At 67.2% G+C, this 23382-nt stretch carries 26 protein-coding genes and 2 tRNA genes; 5 read left to right on the forward strand and 23 right to left on the reverse strand.

The annotated features are described in order from the left end of the window. Positions 1–12: 12 nt before the first annotated feature. Positions 13–2151 carry a polyphosphate kinase 1 gene (gene ppk1, locus ACSFBM_RS08435; RefSeq protein WP_435483956.1) on the reverse strand — a complete coding sequence of 713 codons (2139 nt, stop codon included), beginning with the start codon at positions 2149–2151 and terminating at the stop codon, positions 13–15. 191 nt (positions 2152–2342) lie between these two features. Then, complete coding sequence (locus ACSFBM_RS08440; protein WP_435483957.1) at positions 2343–3233, reverse strand: GNAT family N-acetyltransferase; 891 nt, start codon at positions 3231–3233, stop codon at positions 2343–2345. A gap of 166 nt (positions 3234–3399) precedes the next feature. Here ACSFBM_RS08440 and ACSFBM_RS08445 point away from each other — a divergent pair, with 166 nt between their 5' ends. The 4 genes from ACSFBM_RS08445 (at position 3400) to ACSFBM_RS08460 (ending at position 6266) form a co-directional block, all read left to right on the forward strand. Beyond that, positions 3400–5079, forward strand: a complete 1680-nt coding sequence (locus tag ACSFBM_RS08445; protein WP_435483958.1) for an FAD-dependent oxidoreductase — start codon at positions 3400–3402, stop codon at positions 5077–5079. A gap of 96 nt (positions 5080–5175) precedes the next feature. Continuing rightward, positions 5176–5880, forward strand: coding sequence for a glutathione binding-like protein (locus tag ACSFBM_RS08450; RefSeq protein ID WP_435438072.1), 705 nt, complete (start codon positions 5176–5178; stop codon positions 5878–5880). A 47-nt stretch (positions 5881–5927) separates the two neighbouring features. After that, positions 5928–6004, forward strand: a tRNA-Pro gene (locus ACSFBM_RS08455). A 185-nt stretch (positions 6005–6189) separates the two neighbouring features. Then, positions 6190–6266, forward strand: a tRNA-Arg gene (locus tag ACSFBM_RS08460). Between the two features lie 44 nt (positions 6267–6310). Here ACSFBM_RS08460 and ACSFBM_RS08465 read toward each other — a convergent pair. The 21 genes from ACSFBM_RS08465 to ACSFBM_RS08565 form a co-directional block, all read right to left on the reverse strand. Then, entirely contained in the window at positions 6311–6541 is a 231-nt protein-coding gene (locus tag ACSFBM_RS08465; protein ID WP_475544715.1) for a hypothetical protein, read from the reverse strand. A gap of 114 nt (positions 6542–6655) precedes the next feature. Further along, positions 6656–7333, reverse strand: a complete 678-nt coding sequence (locus ACSFBM_RS08470) for a class I SAM-dependent methyltransferase (protein WP_435483959.1) — start codon at positions 7331–7333, stop codon at positions 6656–6658. 476 nt (positions 7334–7809) lie between these two features. Then, entirely contained in the window at positions 7810–8073 is a 264-nt protein-coding gene (locus ACSFBM_RS08475; RefSeq protein ID WP_435483960.1) for a hypothetical protein, read from the reverse strand. Positions 8074–8162: 89 nt separating this feature from the next. After that, on the reverse strand, positions 8163–8483 hold the full coding sequence (locus ACSFBM_RS08480) for a hypothetical protein (protein ID WP_435483961.1): 321 nt from the start codon (positions 8481–8483) through the stop codon (positions 8163–8165). A gap of 148 nt (positions 8484–8631) precedes the next feature. Next, positions 8632–9105: a hypothetical protein gene (locus ACSFBM_RS08485; protein ID WP_435483962.1), complete on the reverse strand. Its 474-nt coding sequence runs from the start codon at positions 9103–9105 to the stop codon at positions 8632–8634. 201 nt (positions 9106–9306) lie between these two features. Next, complete coding sequence (locus tag ACSFBM_RS08490) at positions 9307–9504, reverse strand: hypothetical protein (RefSeq protein WP_435438684.1); 198 nt, start codon at positions 9502–9504, stop codon at positions 9307–9309. Between the two features lie 69 nt (positions 9505–9573). Then, entirely contained in the window at positions 9574–9873 is a 300-nt protein-coding gene (locus ACSFBM_RS08495) for a hypothetical protein (RefSeq protein WP_435483963.1), read from the reverse strand. 72 nt (positions 9874–9945) lie between these two features. Further along, a complete protein-coding gene (locus ACSFBM_RS08500) occupies positions 9946–10206 on the reverse strand; it encodes a hypothetical protein (protein WP_435483964.1) in 261 nt (86 codons plus the stop codon). Positions 10207–10422: 216 nt separating this feature from the next. Next, positions 10423–10689, reverse strand: coding sequence for a hypothetical protein (locus ACSFBM_RS08505; protein WP_435483965.1), 267 nt, complete (start codon positions 10687–10689; stop codon positions 10423–10425). A 52-nt stretch (positions 10690–10741) separates the two neighbouring features. Continuing rightward, positions 10742–11704 (reverse strand): cupin domain-containing protein, encoded by a 963-nt coding sequence (locus ACSFBM_RS08510; RefSeq protein ID WP_435483966.1) that lies wholly within the window; start codon positions 11702–11704, stop codon positions 10742–10744. Then, the gene (locus ACSFBM_RS08515; protein WP_435483967.1) at positions 11701–12996 is read right to left on the reverse strand and encodes a Zn-dependent hydrolase; all 1296 of its coding nucleotides are present in this window, start codon (positions 12994–12996) and stop codon (positions 11701–11703) included. The genes ACSFBM_RS08510 and ACSFBM_RS08515 overlap by 4 nt, the downstream gene beginning before the upstream one ends. Continuing rightward, complete coding sequence (locus ACSFBM_RS08520; protein WP_435483968.1) at positions 12996–13877, reverse strand: alpha/beta fold hydrolase; 882 nt, start codon at positions 13875–13877, stop codon at positions 12996–12998. Before ACSFBM_RS08520 ends, ACSFBM_RS08515 begins: the two co-directional genes overlap by 1 nt. A gap of 11 nt (positions 13878–13888) precedes the next feature. Then, on the reverse strand, positions 13889–15064 hold the full coding sequence (locus ACSFBM_RS08525; protein WP_435483969.1) for a pyridoxal phosphate-dependent aminotransferase: 1176 nt from the start codon (positions 15062–15064) through the stop codon (positions 13889–13891). Continuing rightward, positions 15061–15894 (reverse strand): SDR family oxidoreductase, encoded by an 834-nt coding sequence (locus tag ACSFBM_RS08530; RefSeq protein ID WP_435438676.1) that lies wholly within the window; start codon positions 15892–15894, stop codon positions 15061–15063. Before ACSFBM_RS08530 ends, ACSFBM_RS08525 begins: the two co-directional genes overlap by 4 nt. Before the next feature lie 52 nt (positions 15895–15946). Beyond that, on the reverse strand, positions 15947–16681 hold the full coding sequence (locus ACSFBM_RS08535; protein WP_435483970.1) for a GntR family transcriptional regulator: 735 nt from the start codon (positions 16679–16681) through the stop codon (positions 15947–15949). A gap of 70 nt (positions 16682–16751) precedes the next feature. Next, complete coding sequence (locus ACSFBM_RS08540; protein WP_435483971.1) at positions 16752–17591, reverse strand: TauD/TfdA dioxygenase family protein; 840 nt, start codon at positions 17589–17591, stop codon at positions 16752–16754. Between the two features lie 43 nt (positions 17592–17634). Further along, positions 17635–18405 (reverse strand): class II aldolase/adducin family protein, encoded by a 771-nt coding sequence (locus ACSFBM_RS08545; protein WP_435483972.1) that lies wholly within the window; start codon positions 18403–18405, stop codon positions 17635–17637. Then, positions 18405–19145: an ABC transporter permease gene (locus ACSFBM_RS08550; RefSeq protein WP_435483973.1), complete on the reverse strand. Its 741-nt coding sequence runs from the start codon at positions 19143–19145 to the stop codon at positions 18405–18407. The genes ACSFBM_RS08545 and ACSFBM_RS08550 overlap by 1 nt, the downstream gene beginning before the upstream one ends. Further along, entirely contained in the window at positions 19142–19900 is a 759-nt protein-coding gene (locus tag ACSFBM_RS08555) for an ABC transporter permease (protein ID WP_435483974.1), read from the reverse strand. Before ACSFBM_RS08555 ends, ACSFBM_RS08550 begins: the two co-directional genes overlap by 4 nt. Then, entirely contained in the window at positions 19897–20748 is an 852-nt protein-coding gene (locus ACSFBM_RS08560; protein ID WP_435483975.1) for an ABC transporter ATP-binding protein, read from the reverse strand. Before ACSFBM_RS08560 ends, ACSFBM_RS08555 begins: the two co-directional genes overlap by 4 nt. A 16-nt stretch (positions 20749–20764) precedes the next feature. After that, a complete protein-coding gene (locus ACSFBM_RS08565) occupies positions 20765–21772 on the reverse strand; it encodes an ABC transporter substrate-binding protein (protein ID WP_435483976.1) in 1008 nt (335 codons plus the stop codon). Positions 21773–21910: 138 nt separating this feature from the next. Between ACSFBM_RS08565 and ACSFBM_RS08570 the strand changes: the two genes are divergently transcribed. After that, positions 21911–23353: an amidase family protein gene (locus ACSFBM_RS08570; RefSeq protein ID WP_435483977.1), complete on the forward strand. Its 1443-nt coding sequence runs from the start codon at positions 21911–21913 to the stop codon at positions 23351–23353. Positions 23354–23382 lie beyond the last annotated feature (29 nt).

Consider the following 23382-nt stretch of genomic DNA (forward strand, 5'->3'; position numbering starts at 1 on the left):
GTCTTTCGGTCGTCAGTTGTTGGATGCATCCCTGAGATGCCCTCGTGATGCGTAGCGGTTCATGAGCGCGGCCTGCGCGCCATGCGCCTCGATGGCTCGCGAGGCGCCCTCTTCGCCCGGATGCGTGTCGCGGTCCACGCGCGTGTAGGTGCCGTCCGCGCCCAGGTCCCAGGCGTCGCGCCCGTCGTGCAGGTACGCCACCAGGCATTCGTCAATCAGGCGCTGCCGCAGGCCCGGGTCGGTGACCGGCCAGGCGAGCTCGATGCGCCGCATCATGTTGCGGTTCATCCAGTCGGCGCTGGACAGGTACAGCGACTCGTCTTCGCCGTTGCGGAAATAGAAGACCCGCGAATGCTCCAGGAAGCGCCCGATCACCGAGCGCACGCGGATGTTGTCGGTCAATCCCGGCACCTGCGCGGGCAGCGTGCAGGCGCCGCGCACGATCAGGTCGATCTTCACGCCCTTCTGCCCCGCACGGATCAGCGCCCCGATGATCTCCTCGTCGGTCAGCGCATTCATCTTGGCCACGATGCGCGTGGGCTGGCCGGCCACGGCGGCAAGGCCCAGCGCATCGATCTGCGCCACGATGTTCTTGTGCAGGTCGAACGGCGCCAGCCACATGCGGTTGAGCTTGGGCAGCCGGCTCTGGCTGGCCAGGTGCACGAACACGGCCTCCATGTCGGCCGTCAGCAGCGGGTCGGCCGTGAGGTGGCTGATGTCGGTGTAGAGCCTGGCGGTGCGCGGGTTGTAGTTGCCGGTGGACAGATGGCCGTAGCGGCGCATCTGCTTGCCCTCGCGGCGCGTCACCAGCAGCATCTTGGCGTGCGTCTTCAGGCCGACCACGCCGTACACCACCTGCGCGCCGATCGACTCGAGCATTTCGGCCCAGTTGATGTTGGCCTCTTCGTCGAAGCGCGCCTTCAGCTCCACCACCACCGTGACTTCCTTGCCGCGGCGCACCGCCTCGCGCAGCAGGTCCATCAGCTCCGAGTCCGCGCCGGTGCGGTAGATCGTCTGCTTGATGGCCAGCACCTGCGGGTCGAGCACCGCCTCGCGCAGAAACGCGAGCACGCCGTCGAAGCTCTCGAAGGGCTGGTGGATCAGCACGTCGCTGCGCTGCAGCCGCTCGAAGAACGACTGCGAAGGCGACAGCGTGACAGGGTACGACGCGGGGTATGGCGCAAAGCGCAGCTGCGGCTCTTCGAGCAGGTCGGCCAGCTGCGTGAGCCGCGCCAGGTTGACCGGGCCGTGCACGCGGTACAGCGACTGCGGCGGCAGGTTGAACTGCGCCAGCAGAAAGCTCGCGAGCGATTCGGCGCAGCTTGCCGACACTTCCAGTCGCACGGCCTGCCCGTAGTGGCGGTGCTGAAGGCCCTGGCGCAACGCGGTGCGCAGGTTCTTCACGTCTTCCTCGTCCACCGCCAGGTCGGAATGCCGCGTGACGCGGAACTGCGAGAAGTCGCCCACCTCCCGGCCCACGAACATGCTCGCCAGGTGCGCGCGCACCACGCTCGACAGCGCCACGAACAGCGTCTTGCCGTCGGAGACCTTGGCCGGCATCCGGATCAGGCGCGGCAGCACGCGCGGCACCTTGACGATCTGGATCGGGTTTTCGCGCCCGAAGGCGTCCTTGCCGCCCAGCCGCACGATGAAATTCAGCGACTTGTTGGCCACCTGCGGAAAAGGATGCGCCGGGTCGAGCCCGACCGGAATCAGCAGCGGGCGCACCTCGCGCTCGAAATACTCGCTGACCCACTTGCGCTGCGCCGGGTTGCGCTCGCCGTGCGAAATGATGTGGATGCCGTGGGTGGCAAAGGTCGGCATCAGCTCGTCGTTGTACAGCGCGTACTGGCGCGCCACGAGCGTGTGCGCCGCCTCGGCCAGCCGCTCGAACGAATCGACCGTGTAGGTGCCCTTGAGGTCACCCGCGCTCCCCGCGATCAGGTGCGGCGCGGCGCGCACTTCGAAGAACTCGTCGAGGTTCGACGACACGATGCACAGGTAGCGCAGCCGCTCGATCAGCGGCACCTCGGGCCGATGCGCCCAGTCCAGCACCCGTTCATTGAACGAGAGGATGCTGTGGTCGCGGTCGAGCAGCGTGAACGCGGGCGCCGCGACGGCAAGCGACCGGTCTGCGGGGGCGGATGGCATGGGGACTGATTCTGGAGCAAGGGGCACGGGAGCACACGTAGGCGGAAATATGACAGTGTCGACATCGTTTGTGACGTTCTCATGACACCCTCGTGACGCCTCTGGCCCCGTTGTCCCATGCGCCTTGTGCGGCTCCATCATGCCCGGAGGCAGTGCGGACGGCCCGTTGCCGGACGGGACGGCCGCCGGTTTCATGCGCCCAGGAAGTGCTTGCGGTAGCGCGCCGGCAGGTCGTCGATGCGCATCAGCATCGGCAGGTCGGCGGCGTTGAAGTCCGGGTCCCAGGCGGGTGCGCCCAGCACCTTGGCGCCCAGGCGCAGGTAACCCTTGATCAGCGCGGGCGGCTCCACGTCGAGCGTGCTGTCCAGCCGTTCGACCGGCAGCGGCAGGCGCGGCTGCACCTGGTACTGGATGGGCGCCATGTGCTTGGCCGACACCTGGCGCCAGATGCTGGCCGCCGCGTCGCCGTTGGTCACGCCGTTGTGTGACATCGGAATGCTGGCGCAGCCGATCATCGTGTCCAGCTTGTTGCGGTGCATGAAGCCGGCCAGCGCACCCCACAGCGCGAGGATCACCCCGCCCTGGCGGTGCTCGGGGTGCACGCAGCTGCGGCCCAGCTCGACCATGCGTTCGCGCAGGTCGCGCAGGCGGGTCAGGTCGAACTCGGTGTCGCTGTAGGTGCTGCCGACGCGGCGGGCCTGCGCTGGCGTGAGCACGCGGTAGGTGCCGACGACCTGCTGGGTCAGCTCGTCGCGCACCAGCAGGTGCTCGCAGAAGTCGTCGAACAGGTCGATGTCGTGGCCGGCCAGCGGCGACGAGACACGGGCGCCCATTTCGCCGACGAACACGTCGTAGCGCAGGCGCTGCGCGGCACGCACGTCGTCCAGGTGGCGGGCCCAGCCGACCGTGATGCCCTGCTTGGCTTCGACGGGCGAAGGAAGAATGACGGCGGGTGCCTGCGGCACCGACACACGGTCCGCGGTGGAAGCAGCGGCGGCAGCGACGACCGTGGGCGCAGGCCACAAGGCCGCGCGCAGCCCGAGCTGCGAGAGCGGAAACGTCGGGTTGGGCAGTTCTTTCATGGGGAACCCTTTCTGCCGAGGGAGTCTGCGCACGTGGAATGAAGCGTGCATGTCAGGAAGATGGCAGACGGATGACGGTGTTTGCAGCGCCGACATCGCATGGAACGCCACGCTGGCGCCACTTGGTCGTCTAATGCGGTTTGCAAGCGACATGGAGCTTTACCGCATGGCCACCGAAGCAAACGGCACAGACACCAGCCGACTCCACCAGACCTTTCCCGTCTTGAGCGACACCGAGATTGCGCGCATTGCCCGCTTCGGCAGCGTGCGGCAATTTGCGCGCGGCACCCGGCTCTTTACCGCCGGCGAGACCGGGCCCGGCATGTTCGTGCTGCTCAAGGGCGTCGTGGCCGTCACGCAACGCGACGGCCTCGGCCATGTGGTGCCCATCGTGCGGCAGGGGCCGGGTGAATTCCTGGCCGAAGTCGGCCAATTGAGCGGCCGCCCTGCCCTGGTCGACGGCCAGGCCGACGAGGACGTGGAAGCGCTGCTCGTCTCGCCCGAGCAACTGCGCGCGCTGCTGGTGGCCGAAGCCGACCTGGGCGAGCGCATCACACGCGCACTCATCTTGCGTCGGGTGGCGCTGATCGAGTCCGGCGCCGGCGGGCCGGTGCTCATCGGCGCGCCCCAGTCGCCCGACATGGCGCGGCTGGAAAACTTTTTGCGCCGCAACGGCTATCCCTACCACGTGGTCGACGCCAATGAAGACCCCGACGCCGCCGCGCTGCTCGCGCAGTACGGCGCCGGCCACCTGCTGGCCGTGTGCCCCGACGGTTCGGTGCTGGTGAACCCGACGGACGAAGGACTGGCGCGCTGCCTGGGCATGCTCGACACCGCCGAGCACGACGCCCTGTACGACGTCGCCGTGGTCGGCGCCGGCCCGGCGGGCCTGGCGACGTCGGTGTATGCAGCCTCCGAAGGGCTGCGCGTGATCGTGCTCGACTGCCGCGCCTTCGGCGGGCAGGCCGGCGCCAGCGCGCGCATCGAGAACTACCTCGGCTTTCCGACCGGCATCTCGGGGCAGGCGCTGGCGGGCCGCGCCTTCGTTCAGGCGCAGAAGTTCGGCGTCGAGATGCTGATCCCGGCCAAGGTGCTGTCGCTGGACTGCGCGCGCGACAACGCGCTCGGGTGCCTGCGCATCGCGCTGGCCGACGGCCGCACGATCAACGCGCGCACCGTCGTCGTGGCCAGCGGCGCGCGCTACCGGCGCCCCGAGGTGCCGCGCCTAGCCGAATTCGAAGGCCGCGGCATCTGGTACTGGGCTTCGGCCATCGAGGCCAGGATCTGCTCGCAGCAGGAAGTGGCGCTGGTCGGCGGCGGCAACTCCGCGGGCCAGGCCGCGGTGTTCCTGTCGCGCCATGCGGCCAAGATCAACGTGCTGGTGCGCGGGCCGTCGCTGGCGGCCAGCATGTCGCGCTATCTCATCGACCGCATCGAGGCCACGCCCAACATCGAGCTGCATCCGTTCACCGAACTCGTGCGCCTGCATGGCGGCCCCGACGAAGGCCTGACGGGTGCCACCTGGCGCAGCCACACCACGGGTGCGGAACACGACTGCCCCGCGCGCAACATCTTTCTTTTCGTGGGTGCCGAGCCCGAGACCTCGTGGCTCGAAGGCTGCGGCGTGTCGGTCGACAAGCACGGCTTCGTGCAGACCGGCGACGCGGCGAGCGGGGGCTTTCCGGCGCGGCCGTCCACCGCGCTCGAGTCCAGCGTGTCGGGCGTGTTCGCCGTGGGCGACGTGCGCTCGGGCTCGGTCAAGCGCGTGGGCGGCGCGATCGGCGAAGGCGCGGCCGTGGTGGCGCTGATTCATCAACACCTCTCGCAGGCCTCGGCGGTGGCCTGACGCGGGCGGTGAGTCGCGCGAATTCCCGGCGCGGTGCGCGATTGAACCGGCACGTATAAGCTGCCGGCTCGCGTCATACCCACCGGAGCAAGAGACATGTCCGCATCGCCCATCGAGGTCTATTCCTGGCCCACGCCCAACGGCCACAAGATTCACGTCATGCTGGAAGAGTGCGGCCTGCCGTACCACGCGCACCCGGTGAACATCGGCAAGGGCGATCAGTTCGCGCCCGAGTTCCTGCGGATCAGCCCCAACAACAAGATCCCCGCCATCACCGACCCCGACGGTCCGGACGGCAAGCCGATCTCGCTGTTCGAGTCGGGCGCCATCCTCGTGTACCTCGCGGGCAAGACCGGCAAGTTCCTGCCCACGGGCGACCGCGAACGCTACGACGTGCTGCAGTGGCTCATGTTCCAGATGGGCGGCGTCGGCCCCATGCTGGGCCAGGCGCACCACTTCCGCATGTACGCGCCCGAGAAGATCGCCTATGCCATCGAGCGCTACAGCAACGAGGCCAAGCGCATCTACGGCGTGATCGACAAGCAGCTGGCCAAGAACAAGTTCATCGCCGGCAAGACCTATTCCATTGCGGACATCGCCATCTTCCCGTGGCTGCGCAGCTGGGAAAACCAGGGCATCACGCTCACCGACTACCCGCATCTGAAGGCCTGGTTCGACGGCATCGCCGCCCGCCCCGCCGTGCAGCGCGGCGTGAAAGTGCTGGCCGACCTGCGCCAGCCGATTACCGGCGACAAGGAGCGCGAGATTCTTTTCGGCAAAACGCAGTACGAGAAACGCTGAGAAACTCGCCGGCCGGGTAAATATCCGGGCTAGAATAGAAGGCTTGGCGGGGTGTAGCGCAGCCTGGTAGCGCATCTGGTTTGGGACCAGAGGGTCGAAGGTTCGAATCCTTTCGCCCCGACCAAAGAAATCGATATGCACACAGTTCCCAACGGACTGTGTGCATTTTTCGTTTCAGGCCCCGCACGGCCTTGCACAAGCGCTTCGGAGCGCTGCGCGAGACACGGAACTCGGTAGAATCCGCCGCTGCCGGTTGGAAACAACAACGCCTAAGTTGTTGATTTTTCTTGGTTTCTTCCGGCTTCAAATCTGCCCGTAGCTCAGTTGGATAGAGCACCTGCCTTCTAAGCAGGTTGTCGGGGGTTCGATCCCCTCCGGGCAGGCCATCAAGGCCTCTAACCGTTGCAGTTTTCTCTTACCACAAGGTGATTCAGGTCGCCACCGGTCCCGCCTCGAACTCCTCGACCGGCGCTAGGCGCAGCAGGGTCTTTGCCTCCTCTACGGTGCCGGCCAGCCACAGATCGACGTCGCCGAACTCGATGGGGATCACGCTGCGCTTGTCCTGCTTGTAGGGCGGCAGCTTCGGGTCGGGCTGATGCATCCAGTTCATCAGCGGGGGCTCGTCGGCTTTCAGCGTGAGCATCGTGTAGCTCTCATGCACCTCACCTGTCTCCTTGTCGATCCAGGTGGCCCACAGCTCGGCCAGGTCCCACGGTGCGCCGTCGGCGCGGCGGAACTCCCAAAAGCCCCCAGCCCGAAGGCTGGGAGTGTCTTCCTACGCAAGGCCCAAAAATCGACGCAACAGGCTCTTAGGCTTGGCGGCCGATCTCAGAACCGCGCCGAGTTCGCTTATGAACCGGTCCTTTGCATAGGAATAGTCCTGAAGTGTCTGTTCGGTGCCATGCCCTACGCGCAGAAATAGGTCTCCAACATAAGCGGCGTCCAATGTTGCGGTGTGATTTGCATCGAACGCCGCGAGATAGGGACTTGTCTCTCGAATCATCAGCCAGAAATCTTGACTGCGACGAAGCGCATATCCGTGCCGCTCCCCGAACGCTCTAAGCGCCTGCTCTCGATAAAAGAATATGTGTTGGCCGCAGTAGGGGACGAGGTATTCCCAGTCGGGCCCTTGGCCTTCGTAGAAAACTGTCGAAAACACGATCAGGTCGGGCTTTATCGCAAACAGTTCGCCGATGGATTCGGCCGGCTGTGGAAAGTGTTCAAAAACTTCGAAGGCAGACACCAAGCCCGGAGAGACGTTCTCCAGGCGGCTAACCTTGAAGTAGTTCGCGTATTTCGAATCGTCGTAGGTGTCGTAAGCCAAGTACCTGTACCCGCTGTCCCGCATCAAGCGAGTCAGCAGGCCCGCCGATCCACCGTAGTCGATGCATTCGCGTTGCTTGTCGAAACCGATCGCCTCCAGGAGAAAGCAAAGCCGTACCCAGGTTTGCACGACTCGCGCAGCCTGTCCGACATCAACGTGCACCCCGGGTATCGCGTATGCCTCGTCAAGCCAATGGGGGTTTTCCGTTTGTAAGCTTGCGCAGCTCTCACATTCAAAATAGTTGACTTGATGGCGGCCCAGTACTTCGTGCGTGAAGATGAACCGGGGCTTTGACCCGCATAGGCGACAGGTATCTTGCATCGCCTGATGCTAAGCGACAAAGCCCCACCCCGAAGGCTGGGGGTGATGGAATACGGTGATGATGGACTGCTACCGGTCAAGGCTCGGTTGCGTCCGCGTGTCGCTCGCAGATGGTGCCGGCGGAGCCGCGTTCATCAGCGACAGTTTTCCGGCGGCAGCAGGTCAGACTCCGGTCGTTCACGCCTCCAGTGCTCCAGGTCCTCGACTAGCCATGCGGTGCACGCTGGGCCAGAACAGCCTCCAACCCTCACGATTCGCGGTCCGTCTGTCGATCTCGATACAAGTCAATCTCCGGAACCGGCCTTGCCGTCGCCTCCCGACGTGGAGGCTGGCGCCGCCTCGAGACCAAGGCAGTCGGGGTCGCCCTGTGCGCTGCCTGCGAACCGCCAGGCAGCGACCCGCTCGTTGACCGCAACAGGCGGGAAGTTCGTGATCCAGGGATTCGCGAGCAACGCGTTGGAGGGGCCGATGAGCTTTGACCGCGGCAGCAAAGCCCAGGCAAACCATGGCAGCGTGAGCACAGCGAGCACAGGGAGGTAGAACCACACGGCTGCTGGTTGTTGACGCCCTGCCGGAACCCGTGAAACCAGGCTCCAGCACCATGCGGACGCCATCGCAGCTCGCCAGCCTGGCCTTGCTAATGCAGCCCGCGCCGAACACCCGCATCCGACTGCGCATCCCGCGCGCCCCAACCCACCTCCGCAACGCCAGTGCTGTCCCCTATCGCAAAGAACCTGCAAAGGCCGTTGCACGTGTCGAAGTGCCCGCCGTGCGTGCGGTGCACGAAGCGCCCGTCGAGCAACTGGTAATTCACGCTCACGACCATCGGCATGTACTGCCTGTGAAGGCTGACGCGCAGGAAAAAAGTCGTGTATTCGACGACAGTGCCCTCGCAGTCGTTGGCGTCGACCACGTCGAACCGCGCGGTTTCGCGGATCACTTTCTCGTAGGTTGCCATGGCTCTTCTCCAGCTTCAGGTGGAAAAAGCGGCCTGCAGGGAATGACGTGCCGTGAACGGTGACACGGCTCGGGAATCAGGCCATCAGCATGCTTTACGCAGCGGGAGCAGAAGTGGATTCGCTTCGCCCGGCGAGCGACGGCACGGCTCAGATCGGCCGCACGTCGAAGAAAGCCTCGTCGGTATCCCCCAGATCGCGAAAGCCCGCCGTGCGCGCCGCGTCGTAGGCCTTTGCCCAGCGCTTGGCCATGGCGATCTCGGCCTTCGACAGGTCGCTTTCGCTCGATTCGCTCGCGTTCTGGAATGCGCGCAATGCCGCGACGACATCGCCGCCGAGCTGCTTGTCTAGCTCCCGGCGGAAGCGCTGCTCGGCTACCTTCACGGCGTCGGCCGCCGGATGCGGATAGTCCGCCAGCCGCACGGCGTACACGACGCGCGCTTCGACTTCGATGTCTTCGAACCGGAATGGCGCCTCACTCGCTTCTGCCCGGGAAGCAGGTGGCGGCGCGGGCACCGGCCGAGCCGGTTGTGAAGGTGGCCACGGCACCGCGGCATGCTGCGCCGCCGCCATGGGCACCACCGACGCGGTCACGCGCGGAAAGAAAAGCTCAAACTGATTCATGGTTCATCGCCCCCTGCGCGTTGCGCGCTCACCAAAGGCCTGCTGCCAAAAGACTGTATGAATATACAGTTTTAAATTGCAGTTAACCAGCCCCTGTCTGAGGGGCCGAGGGCCTCGGCGGGAACGACAGGGGCACAAGCGCGCGTGACCCCGTGGGCCCTGCAGGCCCTCGGGGCGTCTTCCCCTCGGTCTTTGCTCGACTCAACGACCGTCGTAGATCATTCGCCAGACGTTGCAGCCGCTCGGGCATGCCGCGCTGGCCTGGCTGGTGTTGAGCTGTGCTTCGACAACGGGTGAGGCAGAAAGGGAAGGCCCGGCCGGATCGGCGCCCGGTGTCGGCACGCCGCCCATCGCCAGGGCGGTCACCCCAGCCGCAACGACTTTGGTAACCATCAACATGTGTGTCTCCAACAGTGGGTCACAAATGCAACTTAGACCCATGGGAGACAAAAATCGCCGGGACTTACCCTAGCTGCCCGATGCCGGGGCGGCCGGCGGCGCAGGCAGATCGCCCTCTCGCAGCTTGCGGCCCACCCACATCGTTCCGTTCGCATGGTCGACCGCCCCCACCTGGATGCCGCCAACGGTTCGAAGCGCACCGGTGCCGTCGTCGGTGGCGGGGCCCTCGCCCGTGTACTCGCCCGGAACCAGCAGCCGGCCTTCCTTCAGGAAATCGGCAATGCGAAGTTCCCGCATGGCACGGCCCCAGTGCCACTGCTTCTTGATGTCGTAGGGAGCCGGCCTGGCCGGAGGTCTGGATTTCTTCATGTCGTTCAGATCGCGCAAAAAACTGGCGCCAGCATAGCCGCGCCGCATCACGACCCCACGACCCGCCAGTACCTACTCCGCGCACGGCCTCCTGCCGTCGCTTTGCATCAGCGGGGCCGGTTCGGTGGCCTCGCCCGATTCCACATAGTTGGGTTCGACCGGATGCACGATGACGGCCGAGGGCTCTCCGTCGAACTTCACCAGCAGGTATTCCCCGCTGGCCCCGGTGATGACGCCGAACTTGCCATGAAGCTCGATGCGCCCGCCGCGTCGCGCGGGCACCTTGAAACGAACGCGAATGTAGGGCAATCCCACGCGGAAATATTCGACCATCTGAACTCCCGAAACTTGCCGATCTGGCCAGTGCGTGCGACCACCGGCATGCCATGCAGGCGGAGTGACATCCGCGACTGCACGCTGCACTGTCCTCGTTCGGCCGGGGGGACGCATGTAAGCCATAGCCTACGCTTGCTGACAGGCATTGGACATCCGCCAGATGGCCATGGCACCGCCGATCGGCCTGGGTGCGGCATTGCGCCGTGCAGGCCTTCAGTCGTATTCGCCGCTGGTGCCGTCCTCGACCAGGGCCGGGTCGTCGGCTTCTTCGCGGGGGCCGACGTTCAGGTCTTCCGACAGTCCCCGCAGCACCGCGTAGCCGGCCTGCAAGGCTTCGGCATAGGTAGGGAAGCCCTGGGCGGCCTCCATCAGCGACTCGAACTCCATCGAATTGTCGAAGGACTCGAGCAGCACCCAGAAATAGTCGCCGCCGTCGTGTTGGTCCACGGACAGGGCAATGGAGATAAGTTGACCAGCCATGCGCGCATGGTGACCCGCCCGAATGACGGATCGAAGAAAGGGCCGTGACCCTTTACTCGACGCCTTCCAGAAACTCGAACCCCATGGTTCGCGCGTGATAGTGCAGCCCGCCGTCCTGCACGATCAAGAAGCGCGCACCCTGCGGCCCCGCGTTGTGGTGCGAATGCGGCGCGCCCGGCGGCGTGACCAGCGTGGCCCAGGGCTCCCACGGGCACTGCGCGTCGCCGACGACCGAACGGCAGCCCTCGCCCTGCACCACCAGCGTGACGGCGGCCGAGTTGTGGCGGTGCGTGCGCTGGTGCGTGCCCGGCTCCAGCGTGTTGAAGCTCAGCGTCAGCGTGGGCGTGAGGTTGCGCGCGGCGGCCTGCCGGTCGGACGAGAAGATCAGCGCGCGGCCCGAAGTGTCGTCGCGCGTGCCGCTAGAAAAGATCAGCGCGAACTGGCGCTCGATTTCCGCGGCCGGATAGTGCACGGCGTCGATGGTCGCCCTGGCCAGCGGCGCAGGCTGCGCGCGCTCGAACGCCAGCTGCGGCTCGTTGCCGACGGTCCACAGCAGCACGCCTTCGGCGCCGGCCTCGAGCCGGTAGCCCCTGGCTCCAGGCAGCAGAAAGACATCGCCCGTACCGAACGCAAAGCCGTCCGTGCCGCCGGCCAGGCGGCCGCTGCCCGAGATCACGTACCACACCGACCCGGTGGCGCACACGTCCAGCGGCAGCAGCGCGTCGCGCGCGGCAACGCGCACATAGCGCGCGAGCATCAGCGGCGTGGTGGCCGCAAAGCCGCAGCCCAGCGCACGCGACTGGTCGCAGTCGAACACGCCGAAGCGATCTTCCGCGGGCGGCGAGAAAAGCCGCGCCGGCACTGCCGGCAGCTTCACGTTGAAGGCATTGCCCGAGTTGAAGAAACGCGCGCGCGCCTGCGCGGCGCTGGCCGGCGCACGCGGATGCTGCATCGGCAGGTCGGCCATGTCCACGGCGGTGGCGGTGGCTTCTGTGGCGGCGACAGTGGCATTCATGGCAAATCACCCTCCCCGGTTGTTGCGCCTGGCAGCGCGTAAGGCAGCAAGACGCGCAGCAGCACGTTCGCCCCCGCCGCCACGTGCGCGGGCTCGGCCCACTCGTGTTCCGCATGGCTCACGCCGTCGCGGCAGGGAATGAAGATCATCGCGCTCGGGCACAGCGGCGCCATGTGGCGTGCGTCATGGCCGGCCGCCGAAAGAATGGGCATGTGCGGCTCCCCGATGCGCTGCGCGGCATGGGCAATCGCCTGCTGCAGCGCCGGGTCGAATTCATTCGACGGTGCATCGACCAGCGGCGTCACCGTCACCCGGCACGGCAGCGCGAACAGCTCGCACGAGGCCGCGAGCCGCTGGCCCAGCAGTTCCAGCACGGTGTTGTCGGGGTGGCGCAGGTCGATGCGCAGCGTCACGCGCTCGGGCACCACCGACGGCGCGTTGGGCTCGACCTGCAGGCGGCCGATGGTGAACTTGACCGCGTCGTCGTAGCCGCCGATCTGCGCGTACAGCACCATCGCCATGCGCGAGAACGCCGCCAGCGCGTCGCGCCGGTCCGCCATCGCGAGCGTGCCGGCGTGGCCGCGCTCGCCTTCGATGACGATGTCGAAGGTCTTCTTGCCCTGGATGCCGATGACGACGCCGATCACGCACTCCTGCGCCTCCAGGATCGGCCCCTGCTCGATGTGCGCCTCGACATAGGCCGCCAGCGGAAACCCGAGCGGGCGTCGGCGCAGCGGGGGGAACGCGGCATGCAAGGCATCCAGCGCATCGGCCACCGAGACACCCTTCGCATCGCGCACCGCGCGCACGTCTTCGAGGCTGCGCACGCCGGCGAAGGCTTCCGAGCCCATCATGCCGGGCGCGAAGCGCGAGCCCTCCTCGTTCATCCACGCCACGCACACGATGTCCACCGGCGGACGCACGCCGCGCTGCGACAGCGTGGTCAGCACCTCCAGCGCGGCCGCAACGCCGTACACGCCGTCGAAGCGCCCGCCGCCGGGCTGGCTGTCGAGGTGGCTGCCGGCCAGCACCGGCGGTGCCTCCCGGTCCGCGCCGGGCAGCGCGATGAACAGGTTGCCGGCCGCGTCGGTCGAAGGCTCCAGCCCGGCCGACAGCGCCCAGTCGATCATCGTGCGCCACGACGCGATTTCTTCCGCGCTCAGCGCCTGCCGGTCGACGCCGCCGCCCGGCGTGGCACCGATGCAGGCCAGCGCCATGAGCCGGTCCCAGAGCCGGTCGGCATCGATGCGCCAGATGCCCTGCCGCACCGCGACGGTCGCTGGGGCGTTCATCAGTCGGTCTTCATGATCTGGCTGGGCAGCGCACGCGGGTCGCGCGGCTTCCATTGCCCGGCCTCGACCTGCGCGAAGAACTCGGCCAGCAACGCATTGAACGCGGCAGGTTCTTCCAGGTTGAGCGTGTGGCCGGTCTTGGGCATCACGGCCAGGCCGCAGGCCGGCACGGTCTTCTTCAGGAAGATGCCGGGCTGCAGGCAGTGGTCGTCCTCGTCGCCGACCACCACGAGCGAAGGCACGGCCATCGCGCGCAGGTCGCTTTCCAGGTCGTAGATCGACGGGCGCCGCGCCTGCACCCCGCGCATGGTGTTGGCCGCACCCACGACATCGTGCTCGCCGAGCCAGGTCGCAAACTCCTGCCAGCCGCGCGGGTCCTTGTTCTGGAACTGCACGCGGCTTGCGCCCAGCGAATAGGTGCGGGCGAATTTCTCGGAGCCCTGGGCCTCGAACTGTTTCGCGACCTCGAGCGAAACGCCGCGAAAGTAGTCTTCGTGCTCCTTCTCGGCGCCGTAGCCCGCGCCTGCAATCACCAGCGAGGCTGCGCGCTTCGCATGGCGCAGGCCGAAGTGCAGCGTCGCGAAGCCGCCCATCGACAGCCCCACGATGTGCGCGCGCTCCAGGTTCAGCGCATCCATCACGGCCACGATGTCATCGGCCGCTGTGGCCTGCGAATAGCGTTCCACGTCGGCCGGCACGTCCGACGGCGGATAGCCGCGCGCGCCGAAGGTCACGCACTGGTGGCGCCGCGCGAAGTAGCGCATCTGCGGCTCCCAGCTGCGGTGGTCGCCGCCGAACTCGTGCACGAACACGATGGGCGTGCCGCTGCCGGCCGTCTCGTAGTACAGGCGAATGCCGTCGGGGGCGGTGGCAAAACTCATGGCCCGGCCTTTCAGAAGAGCGCCGCCGTGGCGGGCAGGCTGCGCGCGCGTTCCACCGCCTGCGGCAGCACGTCGCACAACGCCTGCGCCCACGCCTTCGGCACCGTGGTCGATATCTTGATGAAGCGGTGCCCGAAGCGCGGCGTGTGGTACGTGCCCTGGCGCACCATGATGTCGTGCTCGCCCAGCGCGCTGACCAGCGCCTCCGGCGTCACGCCCGCCTTGCTGCACTCGATCACGATGAAGTTGGCCTGCGACGGGAACACCGGCACTTCGAAGCCCGCCAGCCTGGCGAAGGCGTCGACGATCATCTGCTGGTTCTCGCGCTGCTGGGTGATGACTTCGGCCATCCATTCGTCCTTCACGCCCAGGCCCGCGATGGCCGCGCGCTGCGCCAGCACGCTGGCGCCCAGCGGCGCCTGCGAGTGCGGCAGGATCCGCGCGAGCAGCTCGGGCGACGCCACCAGCGCGCCCAGCCGCAGGCCGGCAAGGCCGAGCCACTTCGAGAAGCTCACGATGGTCACGGTGCCTTCCGGGTAGAAGCGCGAGGCCAGCGTGTGGCTGTCGGCAAAGTCGCGGTAGGTGCAGTCGTGGATCAGCACGGCGCCGATCTCGCGCGCACGCTCGGCAAAGGCGCGGATCTCGTCTTCGGTGTAGGTGGTGCCCAGCGGGTTGTTCGGGTCCACCAGGTAGATGACCGAGGTGTTCTCGTCGGTCGCTGCGGCCAGCGCCTCGGCCGAGAGCTTGAAGCCGTATTCGGGCCCGTAGATCGGAATCTCGGTGATCACCGAGCCGGCCTTGGCCGCGAACTGCAGCGGCCACTTCCAGCCCGGGTCGGTGGTCACGAAGCCCTTGCCGGCCGCGCAGAAGGCACGGCAGGCCAGCGCCAGCGCCGAGACGGCACCATCGGTCACCACGGCCGACTGGTTCGGCACGCCCAGGTCTTCAACAATCGCCGAGCGCAGCGCCTCCATGCCCAGCGGCGGCGCATAGGCGTGGAAGCTCTCGTCGTCGATGGCGTCATGCAGCGCCTTCTTCACCGCGGGGTGCAGCGGGAAGTGGTTGGTGTTCTGGCCCAGCCACATCAGGTCGGGGTTGGTGAAGAGCTTGTCGAAATACTGGTTGCGGGTTTCGGCGTCGCTCGTCACTGCGGGCACGGCCGCTGCGGGGTTCAACGCCGCGTTCATGCCGCCAGCCTTTGCGCCTGCTCGGCGGCCATGGCCTTCTTGCTGGTCTTGATGATCGAACCGCGCGAGGCAATGCCGCCGTCGATGGTCACCACCGTGCCCGTGATGTAGCCCGCGCGCGGCGAGGCCAGGAACACCATCAGCTCGGCCACTTCTTCCGGCGTGGCCGGGCGACCGCCCGGGTAGTTGTCGAACAGCTCTTCCCAGCGGCCTTCGTCGCCGTGCGTGTCGAAGGCGCGGCGCTTCATGAGCTTGACCATGCGGTCGGTCGCGACCGGGCCAGGGTTCACGCCCACCACGCGGATGCCGTCGTCCAGGCTCACGCCGCCCAGGGCGCGCGTGAAGGCCATCACGGCCGCGTTGCCGGTGGAGCCCGCGATGTAGTTGGCGTCCCAGTTCTCGCCGGAGTTGCCGATGTCGTTCACGATCACGCCGCCGCCCGCGGCCTTCATGCGCGCGTAGTAGATCTGCGTGAGCTCCATGTAGCCCAGCACCTTGAGCTGGAAGCCGCGGCGCACCACGGCGAAGTCCAGCGACTCGATGGGGCCGGCCGGAATGTCGCCCGCGTTGTTCACGAGGATGTCGACATGCCCCGCCGCCTCGGCCAGCTGCTGCATGGCGCCGGGGGCGGCCAGGTCCATCGGGTGGATGCGCACGTTGATCGGGTAGATCTTCTCGATCTCTTCCTTGGCCGCGGCCAGCGCCACGCCGTCGCGCGCGGCCAGCTGCAGGTGGCAGCCTTCGGCCGCGAACGAATGGGCGGCCGCAAGGCCGATGCCTTTGGACGCGCCGGTGATGAGTACGGTCTTGCCTTCGAGTTCGAGTTTCATGATGAGGTGATGTCCGGGAATGCGGTCGAAAAAGTGGGTGTTGAAAAGGCGCTCAGGGCGCGCCGCCGTCCTGCTCGGACAGCGCCGCGATCAGGTCGACGATGTCGTCCTCGAGCAGGCTCACGTGGTCGATGGCGGAAGAAAACGCCGCGCCCGGATCGTTGCGCCGGATGGCGTCCAGGATGGCGCCGTGCTCGCCGATGGTGGCGGTCATGCGCCCGGGCTGGAAGGTGACGTAGCGGCGGTACACGCGCACCCGCTTGCGCAGCGCGCGCGTCTGCTCGGCCAGGTAGTGCGTGTTGGAGGCCTCGTACAGCGCGTCGTGGAAGTCCTGGTTCACGTCGTAGAAACGCGAGTGGTCGCCCGAGGCCAGGATGCTGGTCAGCTCGTCGTGAAGCGCGCCCATGCGCGCCTTCTGCACTTCGGTGGCACGGCGCGCGGCGAACTTGGCGCACAGGCCTTCCATCACGGCCATCATCTGGAACATCTCGATGAGCATCGGCAGCGAGATGCGCGCCACGCACACGCCGCCCTGGCGGCTGCGCAGGTCGACCAGGCCCGTGGCGGCCAGCGCCTTCAGTGCCTCGCGCACCGGCGTGCGCGACACCTTGAAGCGCTCGGCCAGCTCGGCTTCGTCGAGCCGCGCGCCGGGCTTCATGACGCCGCTGACGATCAGGTCTTCCAGCGTGTCCTTCAGTTCGTCGGACAGCGTGGCGCCCTTGCCGCGCTGGCGCTCGCGTCCGCGCAGCATCGCGGGCTCCGCCATCTCGGGTTCGTTCGGTTCCATGGTCTTGCCTTCCTTGTTGTGTTTGTCTTTGTCGGTCTTCGATCGCGGGGCGCTGCGGCGAATCGGCGCGTCAGAACGGGCGGTCGCCCGCCACCGTGGTGCGGTGCATCACGCGGCGGTACACGTTGTCGTCGTACGGGGTGGCGCGGTGCATGGTGCAGCGGTTGTCCCACACCAGCAGGTCGCCCGCGAGCCACTTGTGGCGGTAGCTGAACTCGGGCGAGATGGCGTGTGCATTCAGCTCGGCCAGCAACGCGACGCTTTCTTCGGCGGGCAGCCCGTCGATCTGCTTGACCACGTCCTCGCCCACGTAGAGCGACAGGCGGCCGGTCTCGGGGTGCGTGCGCACCAGCGGATGCACCACGTCGGGCGTGGCGGCCAGCTGCTCGGGCGTGAGCGGGTTGCGGTCGGCAAAAGCCTTGCCGTAGTAGTTGGCGTAGCTGTGCGTGGCCGTCATGGGGCGGATGCGCGCCTTCATGTCGTCGTCCAGCGCCTCGTAGGCGGCGTGCATCGAGGCGAAGAAGGTGTCACCCTCCACCGGCGGCACTTCCAGCGCGTAGAGCAGCGCGCCCATCGAGGGTTCGGCCTTGTACGACAGGTCGGAGTGCCAGTTCCAGCCCTCCTTGTGGTTGCCGATGGGCTTGCCGTTTTCCGACACGTTCGACAGCACGTACACCTCCGGGTGCTCCTTCTTCAGGAACTGGGTGAGCACATGGCCCAGCAGCGGTCCGAAGCGCCGCGAGAACGCCACGTGCTGCGCCTCGTTGATGCTCTGGCCGCGAAACAGCAGCACCGAGCGCTGGTTGAGCGTGTCGCGCAGCACGGCGAAGTCGTCGTCGCTCACGGGCTCGCGCAGGTCGATGCCTTTGACTTCGGTGCCGATGAAGGAGGTGAGGTTCTCGAGTTGCATGATCGAAATGTGTCTCTGGGGGTGAAGATGAAAAGAACGGCTGTCAGAGCCTGTAGTCGGGCTGCGTGCGCTCCAGCATGCGCAGGAACGCAGGCCATTCGCGCGTGCCGGGCGGCAGGATGTCGCCGGCGAATTCGGTGAACTGGCGCGCGGCCAGCGCGCTCACCTCGGGCTGCGGGTACACCAGCGATTCGCCGGGCGCCACGCCGCCCTGCGCGAGCAGCTGCACCTTGGCCGCCTTCTCGAAGTAGTACATGAGGATGAAGGCCTCGGGAATGGTGCGGCCCACGGTCAGGATGCCGTGGTTGCGCAAGACCAGGGTGTTGTGCGCACCGAGGTCGCGCACCAGCCGCTCGCGCTCGCCGGTTTCCAGCGCCACGCCTTCGTAGTCGTGGAACGCGGTGTGGCCCTGGTAGCGCATTGCGAACTGGCTCAGCGGCGAAAGGCCGTTCGGCATGGCCGCGATGGCGGTGCCCGCGTCGGAGTGCGTGTGCAGCACGCACAGCGCATCGGGCCGGCCCGCGTGAATGGCGCTGTGGATCACGAAGCCGGCCTGGTTGACCTCGGCCTCGGTGTCGTCGATCTTGTGGCCGTCGAGGTCGATCTTCACCAGCGACGAGGCCGTCACTTCCGAGAACAGCAACCCGTACGGGTTGATGAGGAAGTGATGCGCCGGCCCCGGCACGCGTGCCGAGATGTGGTTGTAGATGAGGTCGTCCATGCCGAAATGCGCCACCAGCCGGTAGCAGGCGGCCAACTGCACGCGCAGCTCGGCTTCGGTGTCGGGGTACGCCGCGGGATTCGTCTTTGCCATCAGCGCCACCACACCAGTTTCTGGTCGATCCAGATCAGCAGGCCATAGAACACCATGCTCGCCAGCGACGCCACCAGCACCGCCGACCACACGCTCAGCAGGTCGACCTGCTGCGTCGACTCATAGATCATTCGCCCGAGCCCCGCATAGGCGCCCAGCATCTCGCCGACGATCGCGACGATCATGCTGCGCGGCACGCCGATGCGCAGGGCAGTGACCACCGAGGGCATCGCCACCGGCAGGCGCAGGCGCCACACGATCTTCATGGGCCCTGCGCCGAAGCTGCGCATCAGGTTCACCGCCGCCAGGTCGGCCTGCTTCAGGCCGTGCAGCGCATTCACCAGCATGGTGAAGCCGACTGCCAGCGCCACCAGCGCGATCTTCGAGGCGGCGCCCAGGCCGAACCAGATCAGGAAGAGCGGCGCATAGGCCACCGTGGGCACCGCGTTCACGGCCACCGCCAGCGGCATCACGATGCGCTCCAGCGGCGGTGCGAGCAGCAGCAGCACGGCCAGCAGCAAGCCCAGCACGCTGCCCAGCGCATAGCCGCCGAGTGCTTCGCCCAGCGTGGCCAGCAACGCGGCCATCAGGCGGGCGGTGTCGGTGAAGGCGTGCTGCACGATCGCGCCCAGGCTGGGCAGCACGAACGGCGGAATCTTGAACAACAGGATCGCGCCCTCCCACACCACCAGCAGCACGACCACGCTCAGCACCACCGGCACCACGGGCGAATCTTTCAACTTTCGCTGCGCCACCATACGAGCCTCCTTTCCACGAAGGTGAGCAGCCCGTACAGCAGCGCACCCATGAGCCCGCAGGCAAACATCACCACCCACAGGCGCACCACGAGGTCGGCGTTCATCGCCTCCATGAGCATCACGCCAAGGCCCACGGTCTCGCCGAACCATTCGCCCACCACCGAGCCGATGAGGCTCAGGCCGATGGCCACGCGCAGTCCCACCATGATCTGCGGCAGCGCCGAGGGCACGGCCAGCTTGAAGAACATCGTGAAGCGGTTCGCGCCGAAGCTGCGCATCAGCGCCATGCGCTGCGGGTCGCACGACTTCAACCCGCGCAGCGTGTTCACCGTGACGGGGAAGAACGTGAGGAAGAACGCGGTCATCACCTTGGCCAGCAGCGAGTTGCCGAACCAGATGACGATGAGCGCACCGAAGGCCACCACCGGCACCGTCTGCGACACCACGAACAGGGGGAACACCGAGCGCTCCATCCAGCGCGAGTAAGTGAACACGGTGCCGCAGAGGCAGCCGAACACCGCCCCCATAGCAAAGCCCAGCACCGTTTCGAGCAGCGTGCGGCCGAAGCCGCGCGCCAGTTGCGGCCACACCGACCAGGCGTCCTGCGCGATGGCGCTGAGCGCCGGCAGGTAGCGCGGCGACGGCGCGAAGGCGTGCACGCACAGCTCCCACACCAGCGCCAGGCCCACGAAGGCCAGCACGGGCGAGCGCACGGCGCGCTGCAGGAGTGCGTTCACGAGGCGGTGCCCTCCTGCGCGAAGGTCTTCTGGCTTTCTTCCTCGATCTCGGCCAGCAGGCGCTGCTTGAGGCCGATGAACTCGGGCGTGAGCACCACCGACGGGTCGCGCGGACGCGGCAGGTCGATCACGGTTTCGCTCTTCACGGTGCCGGGGCGCGCCGTCATCACCAGCACCTTGTCGCCCAGCAGGATGGCTTCGTCGATGTCGTGGGTGATGAAGAGCACCGTGCGGCGGTGGCGCGCCCACAGCTCCAGCAGCCAGTGCTGCATGCGGGTGCGCGTGAGCGCGTCGAGCGCGCCGAAGGGTTCGTCGAGCAGCATCAGGTCGCGCTCGAACAGGAAGGTGCGCATCAGCGCCACGCGCTGGCGCATGCCGCCCGACAGCTGGTGCGGGTAGTGGTTGGCGAAGCCGGCCAGGCCGAACTCCGGCAGCATGGCGCGGGCGCGTTCACGCGCCTCCTTGCGCGGCACGCCTTCCACCTCGAGCGCGAGGATGGCGTTGTCCAGCACGGTGCGCCACGGAAACAGCAGGTCGCGCTGCGGCATGAACGACACCTTGCCCAGGAGCTGGCCGTCGCGCTGCGGCGCACCGCCGAACAGCAGCGAGCCGTCGTCGTCGGGCGGCAGCAGGCCCGCGATCATGTTGAAGAGCGTCGACTTGCCGCAACCCGAGGGTCCCACGAGCGTGACGAACTCGCTCTTCGCGATCCGCAGGTTGACGCCCGACACCGCGACGGTCTGGGCCTGCGCTTCACCGAAGCGCTTCCACACGTTGACCAGTTCGAGCATGGGCGGCGCCGTGTCTGCCACGGCGGGCGGCATCACTTCGTGAGGCATGAATTTCATGACGTTGCGATACGGCTCAGAACTTCTTGTCGGCCGCAGGCACCTGCGTCCAGAAGCTGGCGTCGTAGGCCTTCGACAGGTCGGCCGGCGCCTTCAGCGCCTTGTAGCCCACGAGCTGCGTCTGCATCTTCTCGACCGTCGGCAGGTCGATGGCCAGGATGCCGTCGCTGCCGCCCTTGCCGGCCTTCACGAGCTTCTCGAACTCGTCGAGCATGGCTTCCTGGTGCGGGCGGTTCAGGCTGGGCGCGGCGGCCATGATGATGTCGATGGCCTCCTTCTTGTTCTGCAGCGCGTACTTCCAGCCCTTGACGGTGGCGTTCATGAAGGCCTGCACCTGCTGCGGCTTCTCGTTGCGGTACTTCTCGGACACCAGCACGGTGTCTTGCTGCACCACCACGCCGTAGTCGTCGGGCTTGATGAGCACCAGCTTGTCGCCCAGGCCCTGCTCCTTGAGCGTGTTGAGCTCGTTGTAGTAGGTGGCGGCGGCCACGTCGAACTGCTTCTCGACGAAGGGCGCCATGGAGCCCGACTGCGGCACGATGGTCAGGTCGGACTGCTTCACGCCGGCCGAGGCCAGCATCGAGTACAGCGTGTACTGCGTGCCGGTGAACCAGGTGGCCACCTTCTTGCCCGCGAAGTCCTGCACCTTGGTGATGCCGGAGTCCTTGTAGGTGACGTAGGTGAAGGGCGTCTTCTGCACGGTCACGCCGATGCACACCAGCGGCAGGCCCTTTTCGCGGGCGAGCAGCACGGTCTCGGTGCCGCCGGCCAGGCCGAAGGTGTCGTTGCCCGAGGCCACCAGCGTCTCGACGTTGAGGTTGGGGCCGCCGGGGTTGATCGTCAGGTCGAGGCCGGCCTGGTCGTAGAAGCCCTTGGCCTTGGCCACATAGAAGCCGGCGAACTGCGCCTGCGCCAGCCACTTCAGGCGCAAGGACACCTTTTCAGCGGCGGACGCCGGCAGGGCCGACAGAAGGGCCATCGACGCAGCGACGGCAGCCAGGAGACGCAAGGACTTGAAAGACATGTTGAAAGCCTCTTGAATACAAAAAACTCTTTAAGCAGTATCCATGCCATGCAGTTTGAGCGTGTTTTGGGCCGCAAGACGGCGAAATTGGCCCGGAACATGCACCGGAGTGCAGCTCCTGCCCCAATTCGAACCCCCATGAACCGAATCCATGCGCTGACCGATCTCTCCGCGCGACAGGCCGCCGAGCAGATGTCCAACGGCGACCTGCGTGCCACCGACTACGCCCAGGCGCTGCTGGAGCGCGCCGAGGCCACCGTGTCTTTCGGCGCCCTGCTGCATGTCGAACCCGACGCGCTGCTGGCGTCCGCCGCGTCACTGGATGCAGGGCCCCGCCCCGCACCCGGCACCCTGCCCCTGTACGGCGTGCCGCTGGCCTTCAAGGACAACATCGACGTCGCCGGCATGCCCACCACCGCCGGCAGCCCCTGGATGGCGGACCACCGTCCGCGCATCCACGCCGGCGTGACCCGGCGATTGCTGGACGCGGGCGCGCTCGTGCTCGGCAAGACGAACCTGCACGAGTGGTCGCAAGGCGTCACCGGCCACAACCACGGCTTCGGGCCCTCGCGCAACCCGTTCGACCCGGCGCGCGTCACGGGCGGCTCCAGCGGCGGCAATGCGGCGCTGCTGGCCCTGCGCGCCGCGCCGGCGGCCATCGGCACCGACACGGGCGGCTCGGTGCGCGTACCGGCCGCGCATTGCGGCCTCGTGGGCTTCCGCCCGACCGTGTACCGCTGGCCGGACGAAGGCCTGGTGCCGATCTCGCCGACCTTCGACACCGCCGGCGTGATGGCGCGCTGCGTGGACGACTGCGTGCTGGTCGACCACGCCGTGGCCGGCGGTCCGCTGCGGATTGCCCCGGCACCGCTGGCGGGGGTGCGCCTGGGCGTGCCCGAGGCCTACTTCTGGCAAGACGTCGATCCTCCCGTGGCCGGCCTGGCCCGCGAAAGCCTCGAGCGGCTGCGCGCCGCGGGCGCGGTGCTGGTGCCGTGCAACCTGGCCGAAGCCGGTGCGCTGTTCCAGGAAGGATCGATGTCGATCTCGCTGTACGAGATTCTTCCGGCGCTGGCCGCGTACTTTGCGCGCCACGACCGCCCCTTCGACGCCCGCGCGCTCACCGACGCCGTGGTCAGCCCCGACGTGCGCCCGCTGTTCGAGCGCCTGTTCGGCGACACCGCCGTCACGCCCGAGGCCTATGCCCACGCGCTGCACACCCTGCGCCCGCGCATGCAGGCCGCCTACCGCGAATGCTTCGCCCGGCACAACCTGGCAGCGCTGGTGTTCCCGACCAGCCCGCTGACCGCGGCGCGCATCGGCGAGGACGTGGAAGTCACGCTGTGCGGCCGCCCGGCCTCCGCGTTCTCGGCCTACATCCGCAACACCGGCCCGGCCGGCATGGCGGGGCTTCCGGCCCTGAGCCTGCCGATGGGACTGAGCTTCGACGGCCTGCCAGCGGGGCTGGAACTGACCGGCGCGGCAGGCGACGACACGGCCCTGCTCGCGCTGGCCCTGGGTGTCGAAGCCGTGCTGCCGCCCGCCCCCGTGGCCGCTGTTGTGCACAAGTTGGCAAATCGCTGAAACGGGCGTCGCCAAAACACTACGTGGCT

It is taken from the genome of Variovorax pasteuri (assembly GCF_051216435.1).
GTDB lineage: Bacteria > Pseudomonadota > Gammaproteobacteria > Burkholderiales > Burkholderiaceae_C > Variovorax.

Bases quoted from the DNA above. Each gene is read 5' to 3' on its own strand.
- ACSFBM_RS08540 (WP_435483971.1), bottom strand. From the start codon at position 17,591: ATGCAACTCGAGAACCTCACCTCCTTCATCGGCACCGAAGTCAAAGGC.
- ACSFBM_RS08450 (WP_435438072.1), top strand. From the start codon at position 5,176: ATGTCCGCATCGCCCATCGAGGTCTATTCCTGGCCCACGCCCAACGGC.
- ACSFBM_RS08570 (WP_435483977.1), top strand. From the start codon at position 21,911: ATGAACCGAATCCATGCGCTGACCGATCTCTCCGCGCGACAGGCCGCC.
- ACSFBM_RS08520 (WP_435483968.1), bottom strand. From the start codon at position 13,877: ATGAGTTTTGCCACCGCCCCCGACGGCATTCGCCTGTACTACGAGACG.
- ACSFBM_RS08480 (WP_435483961.1), bottom strand. From the start codon at position 8,483: ATGGCAACCTACGAGAAAGTGATCCGCGAAACCGCGCGGTTCGACGTG.
- ACSFBM_RS08565 (WP_435483976.1), bottom strand. From the start codon at position 21,772: ATGTCTTTCAAGTCCTTGCGTCTCCTGGCTGCCGTCGCTGCGTCGATG.
- ACSFBM_RS08510 (WP_435483966.1), bottom strand. From the start codon at position 11,704: ATGAATGCCACTGTCGCCGCCACAGAAGCCACCGCCACCGCCGTGGAC.
- ACSFBM_RS08535 (WP_435483970.1), bottom strand. From the start codon at position 16,681: ATGGAACCGAACGAACCCGAGATGGCGGAGCCCGCGATGCTGCGCGGA.
- ACSFBM_RS08515 (WP_435483967.1), bottom strand. From the start codon at position 12,996: ATGAACGCCCCAGCGACCGTCGCGGTGCGGCAGGGCATCTGGCGCATC.
- ACSFBM_RS08440 (WP_435483957.1), bottom strand. From the start codon at position 3,233: ATGAAAGAACTGCCCAACCCGACGTTTCCGCTCTCGCAGCTCGGGCTG.
- ACSFBM_RS08445 (WP_435483958.1), top strand. From the start codon at position 3,400: ATGGCCACCGAAGCAAACGGCACAGACACCAGCCGACTCCACCAGACC.
- ACSFBM_RS08530 (WP_435438676.1), bottom strand. From the start codon at position 15,894: ATGAAACTCGAACTCGAAGGCAAGACCGTACTCATCACCGGCGCGTCC.
- ACSFBM_RS08525 (WP_435483969.1), bottom strand. From the start codon at position 15,064: ATGAACGCGGCGTTGAACCCCGCAGCGGCCGTGCCCGCAGTGACGAGC.
- ppk1 (WP_435483956.1), bottom strand. From the start codon at position 2,151: ATGCCATCCGCCCCCGCAGACCGGTCGCTTGCCGTCGCGGCGCCCGCG.
- ACSFBM_RS08560 (WP_435483975.1), bottom strand. From the start codon at position 20,748: ATGAAATTCATGCCTCACGAAGTGATGCCGCCCGCCGTGGCAGACACG.
- ACSFBM_RS08505 (WP_435483965.1), bottom strand. From the start codon at position 10,689: ATGGCTGGTCAACTTATCTCCATTGCCCTGTCCGTGGACCAACACGAC.
- ACSFBM_RS08485 (WP_435483962.1), bottom strand. From the start codon at position 9,105: ATGAATCAGTTTGAGCTTTTCTTTCCGCGCGTGACCGCGTCGGTGGTG.
- ACSFBM_RS08495 (WP_435483963.1), bottom strand. From the start codon at position 9,873: ATGAAGAAATCCAGACCTCCGGCCAGGCCGGCTCCCTACGACATCAAG.
- ACSFBM_RS08545 (WP_435483972.1), bottom strand. From the start codon at position 18,405: ATGGCAAAGACGAATCCCGCGGCGTACCCCGACACCGAAGCCGAGCTG.
- ACSFBM_RS08490 (WP_435438684.1), bottom strand. From the start codon at position 9,504: ATGTTGATGGTTACCAAAGTCGTTGCGGCTGGGGTGACCGCCCTGGCG.
- ACSFBM_RS08500 (WP_435483964.1), bottom strand. From the start codon at position 10,206: ATGGTCGAATATTTCCGCGTGGGATTGCCCTACATTCGCGTTCGTTTC.